The organism is Acetobacter senegalensis, from assembly GCF_001580995.1.
GTDB classification, from domain to species: domain Bacteria; phylum Pseudomonadota; class Alphaproteobacteria; order Acetobacterales; family Acetobacteraceae; genus Acetobacter; species Acetobacter senegalensis.
On the sequence record NZ_LHZU01000135.1, the window covers coordinates 1 to 13,582 of the forward strand.

The following is a 13,582-nucleotide window of genomic DNA, read 5'->3' on the forward strand; positions in this document are numbered from 1 at the left end:
GCCAGACTTAAGAAGACGCCCTTGTCACCCCACCGCTTCCAACGGTTGTAGAGCGTCTTGTGCGGACCGTATTCCCGGGGCGCATCACGCCAGCGCATACCATTGCGGTTCACAAAAATGATGCCGCTCAGCACGCGGCGGTCATCAACGCGAGGTTTACCATGGCTCTTGGGAAAGAACGGCCGCAGACGCTCCATCTGTTCATCCGTCAGCCAAAACAGGTCGCTCATCTTCAGTCTCCTTGCAGAGCCTGAATCAAAATTCCCTACACAAATCAATGGGTCCTGAGCCTAATGGATCGACATTCACCAGCAGGGGCTCATGTGGGCGGTTCTCCACATTATGACCGTCCATGACAATAGGCCGTTCTGCCCATGCGACCGTAGAGGCATCGTCGACCATTACTCGTCGGGCACTGCCTGTTTCAACATCCAATACGATGAGTGCCCCCTTCCCAGCATCGGTCAGATAGGCATGTCTGTCGTTAAAGCGAATATCGTCGATGTAGCTCCCCGCCTGTGCAATCTCCGATCCCAAAGGATAAATACGCAGGATGTGGCCGGTTGCCGGATCAATCCGGACAAGCTTGGCTCCTCCCGATATGGGTGCACCTCCAAAAGACGGAGTTCCGGTATCAACTACCCACAGTGTTCCGTCAGGGGCCATGTGGAGCGCATTCACGCTGACAAAACGATGTGTCGGGTCTATTCCGGGCTTCCAGTCGTTCCAGTCGGCATTCGGAAACGGCTTTATGCCTTTTCTCTTCGTCAGAACGCCCACGGCTGGCCCGGGAAACCCGGTCCAGCGAGGGCCTGCTACGAACACATGACCGCTGCCGAGGGCTACTGCGTTCCAGTCCATTGAGGTGGTCGTCGCTTCGACCCTGATGGTCTGGGCATGGGATGGATCAGGTTGTGCGCATGCAGACATGAAACTCATGACTGCCGCTATGGCGATTTTTTGCAGATATCCTCTCGAAGGAGGCTGCCTTTGTTCATTTCCGCTGAGCGACATAACTTCAGATATTTGCAATAAAACCGGAAGGCGTACCTTCGGCAGGATTGATAAACACCACGTCGTCCGGTGCCCGTCGTGGCGTGTCGATGGCAAGAAAAACGACAGGACTGCTTAAAATACAAGGAAGTGCATGTACGGCCCGTCGCGGGAAAACCAGCAGGTGGCCCGGTGCAAACGGGGCTTCAGTGGCCGGGTCATCAATCCAGAATGTTCCTTCTCCGGAAAGAACATGAAGAACTTCATCGCACTGGGTGTGATAATGCGGCGGCACATCCCGATAAATCCGAAAGACCCTGATACTGGCTTCCGATTTGTCTGTCAGATAGGTATCCAGAAGCATCGTGTCCGCCGTTTCCGGGAACGCCGTGGCAATCTTATTGAGGTCGAACCGCCCACCCGTACGGTTCTGGGTCATCAGGTGCTCTTCTTCAATCATGATTTATATTCTCCGGTCATGAGCAGTTTCTGTATTGTGATTGTATCTGCGACCTGATGCAGCGCCGAGATCTGGCCGTCTCTCACTGTCCAGAAATGTGCAAATGCAATATCGCCCGACTGACCCTGTCTGGTCCGCACGCGATAAACCCCTGTTGTCGCCACACTGTTTTCTTCGGCGATAAAACTGTGCGGATGCCTCACGTAATCCGAAAAGTGACTCTTTATCCGGGTGAAAAACTGCTCTTCTACGGCTTTTCGACCGACATACTGTCCACCTTCAGGAAAAGTGGCGAGAACATTCCAGACAATATTTTCCGCAAGCAATGCTGTGTCGCCAGTTTCGTACCATGTCTTGACGCGTTTTTTTGCTGTTCCAGTCATGATCTTTTTCTTTCAGGCGGGGAAACCTTCGAGCACGATTTTTCCTTTTGTCTGACCGCTTTCAATCATCATGTGCGCCTCTCGCAAATTGGCAGCCGTGATGGGCCCGAGATTTTTGCCGAGCGTAGTGCGAATACGACCTTCATCCACAAGGCGGGACACTTCATTCAACAGTTTCCCCTGTGCGCTGATATCTGCCGTTTCGAACAGCGGACGTGTGAACATCAGCTCCCAGTGGAGGGACAGACTTTTCTTCTTGAGGGGTAAAACGTCGAGTTCAGTCGGATCGTCAATCAGGCCGAAATGCCCCTGAGGAGCAATCAGTTTGATAATGTCCGCCAGATGCTGATCTGTCTGCGTTGTGGAAAAGACGAAGCCGGGAGCGCCGGTCGGAAGTGCCACGACCTGCGGAGCCAGCGGCTTACTATGATCGACCACATAATGTGCCCCGAGGGACTTCACCCAGTCATGCGTTGCGGGGCGGGAAGCTGTGGCAATGACCGTAACGTCAGTCAGAGCCCGGACCAGTTGGATAGCCATGGAGCTGACGCCACCTGCGCCCCCGATGATCAGAACGGATGGCTTCATTCCCAGCACTAACCGACGGATATCAAGACGATCGAAAAGCATCTCGCAGGCCGTGATTGCTGTCAGCGGCAGAGCCGCAGCCTCAGCCCAGTTCAGGGAGTGGGGTTTACGGCCGACAATTCGCTCATCGACCAGATGGAACTCGGCATCGGTTCCCGGACGATCGAGCGTTCCCGCGTAGAAAACCTGATCTCCGATGGAGAAATCCGTAACGTCAGGTCCAACTCCGACAACAATTCCGGCTGCGTCCCAACCCGGAACCCGCCATTGCCCTGCCTCTGGCGAGGCGCTGCGACGCACTTTCGTATCGACAGGATTGACCGACACAGCTTTGATTTCCACCAGAAGATCCCGTCCTGACGGAACTGGTTTCGGCAGATCAATGTCTTGGAGTGAAGCCGGATTTTCGATGGGAAGAGGCTTCTGATAGCCGACAGCGCGCATGGTTTCTGCTCCTCTGTTGAGTAAGGAGAAGCTTGAGCGTTATACTCTCTTCCGACAAAAACGCACTTTTAACGCCCATAGTATCGGAAATGATACCATCATGGCCCGTATTCGCCATAAATCACTCAATTGCAGTCCCGGCTGTGCCGTTGAGGCGACGCTTCAGCTCATTGACGGAAAATGGAAAGGGGTGATCCTCTATCATCTGTTTGAGGGCACCCTGCGCTTTAATGCAATTCGTAAACGTCTGCCCAATATCACTCAGCGCATGCTGACGGCCCAGCTCCGCGAACTGGAGCATGACGGGTTCGTGCTGCGGACGGTCTATCCTGAGGTTCCGCCAAAGGTGGAGTACAGCCTCACAGTGCGAGGGCGTAGCCTAGAGCCAATCATCATGGCTCTCAAGAAATGGGGCGATGAGAACACAGAGTTCCGACATGACCGTGACATCCGTATAGATCAGGATGAGGTTTGCCCAGCTGCCCAATCTCCTGCGATTAAATCAACTACTGAATGATTGCTGCCGATATCGGAATTTCTTTTCCCGGCACGTTTAAAATCTGTTCTCGAACCGGTTATCAAAAGCTTTTGCTTGATATCAGGAATATTGAATTACCATTGAAACAAACGATTATGTCACTAATCTATCCACCAGCTCACAACAGATATCTTTTCAGAGAGGAAAGCATCTTGAGAGAAAGGTCCACCCTACCAAAATGACGTAACAATGTCCGTTATGTGGAAGACGCATAAAAAGATGTTATGTCCGACATTAGGCGGTTACCGCCTGTCTGCTCAATGTTCACTGAACAGACAGGCGACTAAGGGGGAAGCAGACTCGGCTTTACGGGTCGTAAAGGCAAAATCTTGACGCTCTTCTGATCTCCCATCGGAAAAATCTTTCTAATGTCGCCTCAGAACCAGCATCTGCGTTTAGATACCGACTTGATGGACAAAAAATCGTCACGAGCTCAGGCAGGCTGAAGTAATTCCTCGGCAAGCTTCTGCTGCAGAAGCGGCCTTTGCCAGCGCCCCTGATCGAGCTTGATGATTTCCTGATCAATCTCTGCCACAACCTGCCGCGCAAAGGGGCCGAGGTGCAAATATAGCGCGCTGGTCATAACCACATATGGCAGCGCTTTTGGATTGTGTAGGGCACAGTCTGCCAGCATCCGCCAGAACTGTGTCGCCGAGCCCGGACCGGCCCGATGGATGCGGAAGAGCAGCCGGAAGAAACTGCGAAGATCTCCCTTGATCATCCGATGGGCATGCTTGCGTTTGAGCATACGTCCCAATCTGCGTACACGACCGAAATAGGCGGTCGGTTCATAGATTGTTCTGAGCACCGTCCGGTAATCGTCCAGCACATCCCGACGTGGACGACTGGTCTCGAAATTCAGGCCGGCTGTACACTGATCACCCGACTGCGTTTGGCCGTCATCCACAAAGAGACGCCCTTCCCCCAGCAGTCGGCGTGTAAGCTGCGTCGTCGGCAGAGCATAAAGCAGCCCCACCATGCAGACAGGGATCGACGTGTCTTCGATACACTCGATCATGCCCAAAGCGACGCTCCCTTTCTCGCTGTCGAAGCCCACAATGAAGCCGGCATTCACGAAAATTCCCGCGGCATGGATGGTCTCGATGCTTTGTTGCAGACTCCGGCGGGTGTTCTGCTTTTTCTGCGTCATGACCAGTGTGTCGGTATCCGGGCTTTCAATCCCCACGAACACGGCGAAGAAATTGCTATCGGCAAGATCCTTCAGCAACTCGGCATCATCGGCAAGGTTGATCGACGCTTCGGTCGAAAACTCGAACGGGAAGCGCTTCTCGTCCTGCCATTGCTTGAGATCAGGCAAAAACTTCCTAAGCGCCTTTTTGTTGCCGATCAGGTTGTCGTCAACAAAATCGACATGTCCGCGATAACCGAGGGTATAGAGCGCATCCAGTTCTGCCATGACCTGTCCGGTCGTCTTGGTACGCGGCACACGGCCATACAGTTCAATGATGTCACAGAATTCGCAACTGAACGGACATCCGCGTGAGAACTGAATCCCGACATGCAGATACTGGTCCAGCTTCAGCAGATCGAAACGCGGCAGAGGGCTTTTTGTGACGTCTGTCTTGCCCATAGGTGCTTCAAACACACCCTCCCTGGCACCGTTTCGCCACGCCGAGATGAAGTTGACCATGATCTCTTCAGCTTCCCCGAGAACCTGAAAATTTGCGGCCTTATAGACAGGTGGGCTGGATGTGACATCCGGCCCTCCCACCACCACAGGCTTATCCTTGGCCCGGCATATGTCGATGATATGTAGGGCATCATTTCTCTGTGGAAGCATTCCCCCGGTCATCACCATATCGGCCCACGCGAAATCTTCTTCCGTCAGAAGTTCCGTGTTGCGATTGATCAGCCTGACGTCCCAGTTCTCTGGAAGCATGGCTGCCACGGTGATCAGGCCAAGAGGTGCCGCTGGGTAGCGTGCACCAGTCAGCTCACAAGCTTCCTTGTAGTTCCAGAACGAACCAGAGTTAAAAAGCGGAAAGATCATAAGGATCTTGCAGCTGTCAGTCATCAAGGATGGAGTCCTCAGATAAAACAGCTGATTACGATCAAAGCAAGAAAGCCTGCTTTATCGAAAGCGCGCCGGACCACATATTGGCCTAATTCAGTTTTAGGGGAGCTTTACGCAAGAGATACCTTACTCTTGCTGGCGTCGGGCAAGGAGGCTCTAAATGGCAATATCCCGGCGAAGGTTGTCACATACCCTTGGTAAAAGGGAATATCTTTATATCCTTAATGCCCAAGGATAGCGATAGCACGGCGTCTATTAGCATCATGATGCTGAATTTCTGAAGTGGGTTCCGAACCTCACGATAGAGAGAACAAATTTCCTTGTCCGCTATCGGGTTCGTTCTTCCTCTCTATTAAGCTGCCAGTCCACTTATGGGATCGAACCCGCATTGTCGGACATTCGCAGTTGCGTCATACGCTCGACACAGGGCGCGTTCCCAAAAGTTCGGTCAAGCGCAAAAGGTAGCCATCAGGATCCTGAACCAGCATCTCGATTTGCCCATGCTCAATCTCGTCCTGACGATACCATACCTCGTTCTGTTCGCGGAACAAGGCGACCGAGGCCAAGCGAAGCCGATCATGGATCGGCTGGATAGCGTCTACCTCGATCTGGAAGTTAATCCCACGCCCGAGCGGACGATCCAGCGACCCTACAGTCCATGCGTCGGAATGCTCCTCTTCCAGCATGATCTGCGCAGTGGCGAGGCATAGGTAAACAAAGCCGTTCTCGGGCCTCTCGTAGCGCACTTGAAAGCCTAGGAGGTCGCAATAGAAGCGCATGCTGTCGGTAACGCTCGCGCAGGTTAGCTCTGGGACAAGCCTAGCCCATATGGTGTTGGTCATAGCAGTTTCGTTGCCTTGTGTATAAGAGCGAAGTCAATGATGTCCGGTGTCGGGTCATGGCGCTAGTGCTCACGACGTCTCCGAAGAGGGCGACTGCCGCCTATCTACTCTGTTTCCGTTGAAGCAACAGGCAGTTTCGCGGGGAGAACGATCCGGCTCGCTTTGCAACGGCCAGACGATGCTTCCTGCTGCTCATGCAACTGCGTATGATCCGTATTTTTTGACACATGCAGTCCCATCAAGATTCTGTTGTATGGTCTCGCTCCACGAGAGAACCATGGTGCGCGGAAGGTTGCGTTGGGAAACGTCGATAACACATGAAATCGCCTCGCAACGTCCTAACCCTTTCCGTCCATCTTCCTCCTATTCGTAATTGGACTGGCTCTGTCCTGCATGGCCGTCTTCGCCGGACAATCCTGCGCCACCGGCTATACCGCACGGCATGCCAGGGAAGGACGGTCTGCGGCAACCGGTCTCTATCTCACCTGCTATTATCTGGGCAGAAGCATCGGCGCTGTTGCTCCCGCCCCTCTCTACACGCATCATGGATGACTCGGCTGTGCTGTCCTGATCGGTCTGGTGGCCTTGGCCAGCACAGCTCTCGCACGCGTGGCATGAAGAGAAGCAGTCGTTGACGCATAAAAGAAGAAAAAGCTGATCTGAGGCACAGACGGGATCAGCGCAGTTGCCCAAAACGCTTCCTATATTCGGCGGGAGTCACGCCCAGATGATGCTGGAACAGCCTTCGCAGAACCCTGACAGACCCAAAACCTGCTTCCGCCGCCACAACTTTTGGCGGTTTCCGTCCTTCTTCAAGCTGCCCACGCGCGACGGCGAGACGTGTCTGCTCGACCCATCGGGCGGGTGACAGCCCCGTTTCCTGAGCAAAAAGCCGCGTCAGTTGCCGGCGTTCCAGCGCCACCATTTCTGCCATCGCTTTTACACTGTATTCAGCATCCGGCTGCTGCATGATCCGGCGCTGCAGGGACTGCAATGCCGACCGCCCGGCCGGAGACAATTCTCTCTGCCGACTATATTGTAACTGACCGCCGGGCCGTTTGTAGAACAGCACGAGTTGCCGTGCGACATCACGGGCAATCCGCTCGCCCAGATCCTCCCGCACCAGCGAAAGCGCCAGATCGAGACCGGATGACACACCGGCCGCAGTCCGCAGAGCGCCTTCCTCCCGCACGATCGCATCCGCATCCACAGTGACGGCGGGAAACCGCTGGCAGACGCAGTCCACATCAGCCCAGTGCGCGGCGATGGTCTGTCCATCCAACAGGCCGGATTCCGCCAGTGGAAAGACGCCTCCACAGATTGAGCCAAAACGACGGGCACGGGGGGCTTCCTGGCGCAGCCAGCCGGTCAAAACCGGATCACAGGGTCTTGTGGCGGCGTCAGGTGCGCCCGCTACAAGCAGCGTATCAACGCATCTGCTGCTGACATCACTCAGCAGCAGGTCAGCCCTCAGGCTGAAACCGCTGGAACTCCGGATATCCTTCTCTCGTGCCACAATGACAGATCGATAAAGCAGCCTGCCATGAAGAGTATTGGCTTCTGCGAAAACATCGGCTGGTCCGGCTATATCCATCAACTGGACGCCATCGCTTACCACAAAGACAATCAGAAGTTCAGTCATCCTGTTTCCGGCACTTGTTCAGCCCGCCATGCTTCCGGTTTCCATATAACGCTGATGCCAGGCAAGGGCTGCCGGCAGATGATGAGGAATATGCTGGCCGAAGCTGTGCTGACGGGCCTGCTCGAAATAGTCCTGTAGAGCAGGCCGGAAATCCGGATGCGCACATTTGTTGATAACCTCCCGCGCCCGTTCAACCGGAGCAAGCCCGCGTAGGTCCGCCAGCCCCTGTTCGGAGACAATGATCTGCACGTCCTGCAGGATATGGTCGGTATGGGGCACCATCGGCACAAAAGCGGATATTTTGCCGCCCTTGGCGGTCGATGGAGAGACAAAGAGAGACAGGAACGCATTGCGCGCGAAATCACCCGAGCCACCAATGCCATTCTGGATCCGTGATCCCATGACGCAGGTAGAATTGACGTTGCCATAGATATCCGCCTCAATCATGCCATTCATGGCGATGATCCCAAGGCGCCTGATCAGTTCAGGACTGTTGCTAACTTCCTGCTGCCGCAACACGATCTTCTGTCGGAAGAACGCGGCATTGTCATTGATGCGTTGCGCCGCTTCCGGACTCAGGGAAAAGGAAGAAGCTGAGGCGACCGTCATGCGCCCGCTTTCCAGCATGGACAGCATGCCGTCTTGGATAACCTCGCTGAATCCGGTCAGATTCTCAAATCGGCTCGTATTCAGACCTTCCAGCACGGCATTGGCAATATTTCCAACACCACTCTGGAGCGGCAGCAGCGATGGTGGAAGCCGCCCCTGCCTCACCTCATGTTCGAAAAACTCCATGACATGCCCGGCAATCTCCCGAGCGGTCGTGTCCGGCTCCGCAAAGGGCGCGTTACGGTCCGGCTCGTCCGTGATCACGACAGCGGCCAGGCGGTCGAAGTCGATCGGAAGTGTGCCGCTTCCGATGCGGTCACCCGGACGCATCAGGGGAATGACCTGCCCGTCTGGTGGCATCCGCACGCCTCCCCATATGTCGTGGATCCCTGCAAGCTCCGGGTTCTGCCACGTATTGATCTCGATGATGATCTTGTCCGCGATCTGCACCCATGCAGGGCTGTTGCCGACGGAAGAACTGAGAATAAGCTGTCCATCCGGTGTGACGGAGACCGCTTCGACAATCGCAACATCAGGCCTGCCAAACTGCCCCTGCCGCGCCTTTTGCGCCACCTGCCCGAGATGCATGTCGAGATAGAGCGTGCTGCCCTCATTGATCCGCGTCCGCATCGCGGTGTCTCCGTTGTAGGGACAGCGAAACGCCACACCATTGACTCTGGCGAGAGCGCCATCGAGTTGCGGCCCCGTCGAGGCTCCGGTCAGGAGCCGCACCGTGAAAGGTTCGCCAGAGGCGTGTGCCGTTTCAATGTGTTGAGCAAGGGCTTCCGGCACCGCCTTGGGATATCCTGCGCCAGTAAAGCCACTTGTGGCGATGACATCTCCATTCCAGATCAATGCTGCGGCCTCTTCAGCCGTCATGATGCGATCAAGAAATGCCTTGTTATGGATACGGTCTTTCATGGACTGCTTTCATTGGAGTGTTTGTCAAGTCACTCATGATGAGAACCAGACAGCGAAGACAGCAACGGGAATGATGGTCCAGCAAAGACGTATCATGGGCCAGATTGGGACATCTCTCTCCACATGCCTGTGATCTTCACAATATCGACTTTAAAACTGCCAGCTATCGTTACTGCTATGGATACATCAGGAGAGATCGGTAAACGTTTGACCCACATGAGGCGACTGCTGACCGTCAGCTTAATTCTTTGAGCAAACAGGCAGTTTAGGGGCAAAGTAGAAGATCGTCTGTTAGAAGATATGGCTAGGGCGTGTCGTCAGTTAAACGGGGGGATTATGAAGCTTGTACTCCCGTTTGATCTGTGATGTTTTCTTCCTGTTTCTGGAACGGGGAGAGTGTGAATGCGACGGTATGGTTTGAGCGATGGTCAGTGGGAGCGGATAAAAGATCTTCTCCCGGGTCGCGAAGGTCATGTCGGTGGGACGGCTGCGGATAACCGTCTGTTTATCGAAGCCGTGCTGTATCGTTACCGTGCAGGCATTCCCTAGCGTGATCTGCCTGCCCGGTTCGGGGACTGAAAGAACGTGCACCGGCGGCTGCGTCGCTGGTGCGAAGGCGGCTTGATCGAGCGGATTTTCCGGCATCTGGCTGCTGACCATGACAACGAATACATGATGATCGACAGCACCATTGTCCGTGCTCACCAGCATAGCGCGGGTGCCCGTAAAAAAGGGGGGCGGATCAGGCCACCGGGCGGTCCCGTGGCGGACTGACCACGAAAATCCATGCCATTGTCGATGCCGCGGGAAAGGCTGCGGCTCTTTCCCTGACGCCCGGACAAAGGGCCGACATCACAGAAGCAGAGCCATTGCTCGATGAAGTCGATCCCGAGGTCTTCACCGCCGACAAGGCTTATGATGCCGATCCCCTCATCGAAAAGCTTGAAGAGCGGAAGATCACACCGGTTATTCCGTCAAAGAAAAACCGACGCAATCCACGGAAAATCCTCTTCTCGCTTTATAAAAAACGAAACATCATCGAACGCTCCTTCGCCAGACTTAAACAGTTCAGAGGTATTGCAACACGATATGACAAGCTGAAGTCAACTTTCCTCGCAGCCGTGCAATTCGTCTCCGCCATCATTGGAATTAACTGACGACACGCCCTAACAAAGCGGACACAGTATTTAAAGAAAACTTTCAATCACCAATTGCAGCGTCTTGATGATAAAGCACATTATTCGTTGTTGGATATTTTCATTAAGATGAGGCCACAAACTATGAAAATTGCAGCTAAAGCTCTGACCAGCGTGAGCCCTTCCCCCAAGATGACTATCCCAACCAGAAATGCCCCAACTGCGCCTATTCCCGTCCAAACAGTGTAAGTCGTTCCCAGAGGCAACGACTTCATAGCCAGGGAAAGAAGGCCGAAGCTAATCAGCATCCCTACAAGCGTGATTATAGAAGGCCAGAACTTCGAAAATCCTTCTGACTGCTTCATGGCAGAGGCCCAGATTACCTCGAAGACGCCAGCAACAATAAGAGCAATCCAGTGCACTGAAATCTTCCTATATTTTGAGAAATTTTAGAGTCCTTGTCGCAGCAAAAGAATTGCGAGGAAAAGCATCACACACCCGATAATAAGATCCAGAATCTGCCATGATTTTGGCGTGGCAAACAGCGGCTGCAAAAAGCGTGCGCCATAGCCTAATGCTCCAAACCACAGAAAACTGGCAGATGCCTCCCCGGCTGCAAAAAAGGATCTGAGGTGGAGTGGCTGCGCTGTCGACGCTGTGCCCATCAAGAGAACTGTATCGAGATAAACATGCGGGTTCAGCCAGGTGAACGCTGCGACGGAGGCCAACGCTTTCGGCAAAGAGACAGAAGCGCCTGTAGTAACTTTCATGCTCTCTGACTGTGTGGTCTGTCGTAGAGTTCTCAGGCCGTACCAGAACAGAAATCCAGCGCCAGCGAGCGTAAATCCTTTCGTGACTTGTGGGAGCGCCCCCAACAAAGCTCCCATGCCGCTCACCCCCGCGATAATCAGGACAGCGTCAGAGAAGCTGCAGAAAAGGACAATGGGACCGACATGCTCTTTCTTCAAACCCTGGCGAAGAACGAACAGATTTTGAGCTCCGATCGCGACAATCAGCGAGGCAGAAAGCGCAAATCCGGAAAAAAAGCTGATAATGAAAGGTATCATTCAGCCTTCTTACGCAACACAGTTAATGAAGGAAAACTTGATTTTCTTATCCTGCTGAAGCAATTCTTTATTGATGTTGGATTATAATGCTCTTGCGGCCGTCAGTGCTGTCATCCGGGAAGGCTCCTTTGACGGCGCGGCCAGGAAATTGAACATTACGGCCTCCGCCGTCTCTCAACGTGTCAGAGGGTACGAAGACAGACTGGGCGCTCTACTGATTATCCGAGGGCAACCATGCAGGCCGACAGACCTGGGGCGGGCCCTGGTAACTCATCTGGACAGGGTTCATCTGCTCGAAGCAGAGATTCCTCATCTTTCCCATGCATCAGGCCTCTTGTCCCAACCTGAGGTTACTCTCAGAATTGCTGTAAACGCAGATAGTCTTGCAACATGGTTTTCAGGTGCGATCTCGCGCTTTGCTACAGACGCAGCCATTTGTCTGGACCTTCTTGTCGAGGACGAGACTTGTACAGCCGATCGTCTCCGATCAGGCGAGGTCACAGCCGCGATCACGGCCCAGACAGAGCCGGTCCCGGGATGCAGGTCCGTCCTGTTAGGGGCTATGCAGTATGTTGCCTGCGCTACTCCCGGCTTTATGGCAAGATACTTTAGTGCTGGAGGTACTGCGGCCGAGTTTAAGGAGGCACCCTGTATATGCTTTGACAGAGACGATGGCCTGGAGGCGCGATGGTTGCACGCTCTGCACAAGACAGATCTACCACGGCGTATACATTATATTCCCTCTACGCACGGCTTCCTTGATTTTACACTCAACAGTGTTGGATGGGGATTACAGCCGCTCGCCCTCGTGGACAGATATCTGTCTCTGGGCAATCTGATCGAAATCGTTCCAGGGCGTCGCCTCACTGTCGATCTCTACTGGACCATACCAAGAGTGAAGAGTAAATTATTGAACGACCTTACCCTTCACTTAAAAAATGAATGTTCTCGATGTTTTTGGTTGGATGAAAATACAAACAATCATGATATATTATCCATTTAGTTTCGATATATTTCCTATTTTTTGCGTAACAACTAAGCTGAAAGAACCCATTATTTGTAATGTACCTCGTTGCATGCTTTGAGGGCAATCCCAATGCGTTGCTGGTTGTGGGGCGTTAATGGCAAAACAGGTCGTGGGGGCTGAGCGCTGGAGAGTCCCAGAAGATTGATGGCCGCATAAGCCACGCGCAGGCTTCCACCTTCACGCCCTTCCTGTCTGCACGCAGGCGTGCCTGTTCGATCATGGCGGATGTCAGGGCGATGCCCGTGACCTTCGCGCCAACGCGGGCCAGTTCACACGCGATAATCCCTGGACCGCATGCAACATCAAGCACTTTCATGTCTCTGGTCACTGCGCAGGCAGCGAGCGTCTGCACCATGCTTTCCGCCTCTGCGTGGATAGCCAAATCAGCAAATGGCTTTGCCGAGCGTGTAAACTGGTCAACGATCCGGGTGTCATGAGGTCTGCGACAAGCAGACATCTTATTCCTTTCCTTGGCATTTCAGGATAAGGAAAGGGCTGTTGGCCGTCTAACGCTATCCGGCCATAAATGAGCGGATATCGGCCAATGAAAAACCTGACCTCCAGAGAGACACAAGGCGTCCTTGTCGAGAACAGACAGGATGGCCCGGGGAAAACCGGCGTTGTAATCCGTCTTCCGTCATCTTTTATGACTGGCACGCCCATCCATGCCACCAGATCACATATGCAAGACGCGGCACGACACAGATCGAAGGTCCGGACGGCCATCATCTATTGCCCACGGCTCATGCCATATAGATTCCGGCAGAAACACCTCATCGGACCATGATCCGCGATCTGGACGGTGTTTCCGTCTATTTTTGATCCGGCATATTTTCCGCATGACCCCACGGACCATATCCAGACATTTCCCATAACGACAATGTTGCAGGAGATGTT

The 13,582-nt window shown here is 53.7% G+C and carries 15 protein-coding genes and 2 pseudogenes; 5 read left to right on the forward strand and 12 right to left on the reverse strand.

The annotated features are described in order from the left end of the window. From AD948_RS10410 to AD948_RS10430, 5 genes are all read right to left on the reverse strand, one after another. Positions 1-230: IS5 family transposase (locus tag AD948_RS10410; RefSeq protein WP_061471853.1), on the reverse strand; the 230-nt coding region annotated here is incomplete at its 3' end. A 25-nt stretch (positions 231-255) separates the two neighbouring features. Next, the gene (locus AD948_RS10415) at positions 256-930 is read right to left on the reverse strand and encodes a major royal jelly family protein (RefSeq protein WP_248845992.1); all 675 of its coding nucleotides are present in this window, start codon (positions 928-930) and stop codon (positions 256-258) included. A gap of 88 nt (positions 931-1,018) precedes the next feature. Further along, positions 1,019-1,453 (reverse strand): cupin domain-containing protein, encoded by a 435-nt coding sequence (locus AD948_RS10420; RefSeq protein ID WP_061471855.1) that lies wholly within the window; start codon positions 1,451-1,453, stop codon positions 1,019-1,021. Continuing rightward, complete coding sequence (locus AD948_RS10425) at positions 1,450-1,836, reverse strand: nuclear transport factor 2 family protein (protein ID WP_061471857.1); 387 nt, start codon at positions 1,834-1,836, stop codon at positions 1,450-1,452. The genes AD948_RS10420 and AD948_RS10425 overlap by 4 nt, the downstream gene beginning before the upstream one ends. Before the next feature lie 12 nt (positions 1,837-1,848). Further along, on the reverse strand, positions 1,849-2,868 hold the full coding sequence (locus tag AD948_RS10430) for a zinc-binding alcohol dehydrogenase family protein (protein WP_061471859.1): 1,020 nt from the start codon (positions 2,866-2,868) through the stop codon (positions 1,849-1,851). A 100-nt stretch (positions 2,869-2,968) separates the two neighbouring features. Here AD948_RS10430 and AD948_RS18530 point away from each other — a divergent pair, with 100 nt between their 5' ends. Beyond that, positions 2,969-3,385, forward strand: coding sequence for a winged helix-turn-helix transcriptional regulator (locus tag AD948_RS18530; protein ID WP_248845993.1), 417 nt, complete (start codon positions 2,969-2,971; stop codon positions 3,383-3,385). A gap of 454 nt (positions 3,386-3,839) precedes the next feature. Here the strand turns inward: AD948_RS18530 and AD948_RS10440 are convergent, their stop codons facing one another. Then, positions 3,840-5,441, reverse strand: a complete 1,602-nt coding sequence (locus AD948_RS10440) for a B12-binding domain-containing radical SAM protein (protein ID WP_061471864.1) — start codon at positions 5,439-5,441, stop codon at positions 3,840-3,842. Positions 5,442-5,851: 410 nt separating this feature from the next. Continuing rightward, a complete protein-coding gene (locus tag AD948_RS10445) occupies positions 5,852-6,283 on the reverse strand; it encodes a bleomycin resistance protein (protein ID WP_061471865.1) in 432 nt (143 codons plus the stop codon). A 338-nt stretch (positions 6,284-6,621) separates the two neighbouring features. Here AD948_RS10445 and AD948_RS18910 point away from each other — a divergent pair. Continuing rightward, positions 6,622-6,901 (forward strand): annotated as a pseudogene (locus AD948_RS18910) (MFS transporter); the annotation flags it as partial. Positions 6,902-6,959: 58 nt separating this feature from the next. On the opposite strand, the gene AD948_RS10455 reads toward AD948_RS18910, so the two are convergent. Together AD948_RS10455 and AD948_RS10460 are read right to left on the reverse strand one after the other, a co-directional pair. Further along, entirely contained in the window at positions 6,960-7,925 is a 966-nt protein-coding gene (locus AD948_RS10455; protein ID WP_061471869.1) for a GlxA family transcriptional regulator, read from the reverse strand. Between the two features lie 18 nt (positions 7,926-7,943). Beyond that, on the reverse strand, positions 7,944-9,455 hold the full coding sequence (locus AD948_RS10460; protein WP_061471870.1) for an acetyl-CoA hydrolase/transferase family protein: 1,512 nt from the start codon (positions 9,453-9,455) through the stop codon (positions 7,944-7,946). 402 nt (positions 9,456-9,857) lie between these two features. Here AD948_RS10460 and AD948_RS17775 point away from each other — a divergent pair. Further along, a pseudogene (locus AD948_RS17775) lies at positions 9,858-10,612 on the forward strand (IS5 family transposase). An 80-nt stretch (positions 10,613-10,692) separates the two neighbouring features. Here AD948_RS17775 and AD948_RS10475 read toward each other — a convergent pair. Further along, positions 10,693-11,013 (reverse strand): DMT family transporter, encoded by a 321-nt coding sequence (locus AD948_RS10475; protein ID WP_061471876.1) that lies wholly within the window; start codon positions 11,011-11,013, stop codon positions 10,693-10,695. A gap of 27 nt (positions 11,014-11,040) precedes the next feature. Then, positions 11,041-11,559, reverse strand: coding sequence for a LysE/ArgO family amino acid transporter (locus AD948_RS10480; protein ID WP_248845999.1), 519 nt, complete (start codon positions 11,557-11,559; stop codon positions 11,041-11,043). Here AD948_RS10480 and AD948_RS18720 point away from each other — a divergent pair. Continuing rightward, complete coding sequence (locus tag AD948_RS18720) at positions 11,449-11,745, forward strand: hypothetical protein (RefSeq protein WP_248846002.1); 297 nt, start codon at positions 11,449-11,451, stop codon at positions 11,743-11,745. The two genes, AD948_RS10480 and AD948_RS18720, sit on opposite strands and share 111 nt — an antisense overlap. Beyond that, entirely contained in the window at positions 11,732-12,661 is a 930-nt protein-coding gene (locus AD948_RS10485; RefSeq protein ID WP_061471880.1) for a LysR family transcriptional regulator ArgP, read from the forward strand. Before AD948_RS18720 ends, AD948_RS10485 begins: the two co-directional genes overlap by 14 nt. A 115-nt stretch (positions 12,662-12,776) precedes the next feature. On the opposite strand, the gene AD948_RS10490 is transcribed toward AD948_RS10485, so the two are convergent. Further along, the gene (locus AD948_RS10490) at positions 12,777-13,142 is read right to left on the reverse strand and encodes a class I SAM-dependent methyltransferase (RefSeq protein WP_061471882.1); all 366 of its coding nucleotides are present in this window, start codon (positions 13,140-13,142) and stop codon (positions 12,777-12,779) included. Between the last annotated feature and the right edge of the window lie 440 nt (positions 13,143-13,582).

Coding starts and splice junctions, on each gene's coding strand:
- AD948_RS10455 (WP_061471869.1), bottom strand. CDS start 7,925: ATGACTGAACTTCTGATTGTCTTTGTGGTAAGCGATGGCGTCCAGTTG.
- AD948_RS10430 (WP_061471859.1), bottom strand. CDS start 2,868: ATGCGCGCTGTCGGCTATCAGAAGCCTCTTCCCATCGAAAATCCGGCT.
- AD948_RS10415 (WP_248845992.1), bottom strand. CDS start 930: ATGTCTGCATGCGCACAACCTGATCCATCCCATGCCCAGACCATCAGG.
- AD948_RS10440 (WP_061471864.1), bottom strand. CDS start 5,441: ATGACTGACAGCTGCAAGATCCTTATGATCTTTCCGCTTTTTAACTCT.
- AD948_RS10425 (WP_061471857.1), bottom strand. CDS start 1,836: ATGACTGGAACAGCAAAAAAACGCGTCAAGACATGGTACGAAACTGGC.
- AD948_RS10420 (WP_061471855.1), bottom strand. CDS start 1,453: ATGATTGAAGAAGAGCACCTGATGACCCAGAACCGTACGGGTGGGCGG.
- AD948_RS10485 (WP_061471880.1), top strand. CDS start 11,732: ATGTTGGATTATAATGCTCTTGCGGCCGTCAGTGCTGTCATCCGGGAA.
- AD948_RS10445 (WP_061471865.1), bottom strand. CDS start 6,283: ATGACCAACACCATATGGGCTAGGCTTGTCCCAGAGCTAACCTGCGCG.
- AD948_RS10460 (WP_061471870.1), bottom strand. CDS start 9,455: ATGAAAGACCGTATCCATAACAAGGCATTTCTTGATCGCATCATGACG.
- AD948_RS10490 (WP_061471882.1), bottom strand. CDS start 13,142: ATGTCTGCTTGTCGCAGACCTCATGACACCCGGATCGTTGACCAGTTT.
- AD948_RS18530 (WP_248845993.1), top strand. CDS start 2,969: ATGGCCCGTATTCGCCATAAATCACTCAATTGCAGTCCCGGCTGTGCC.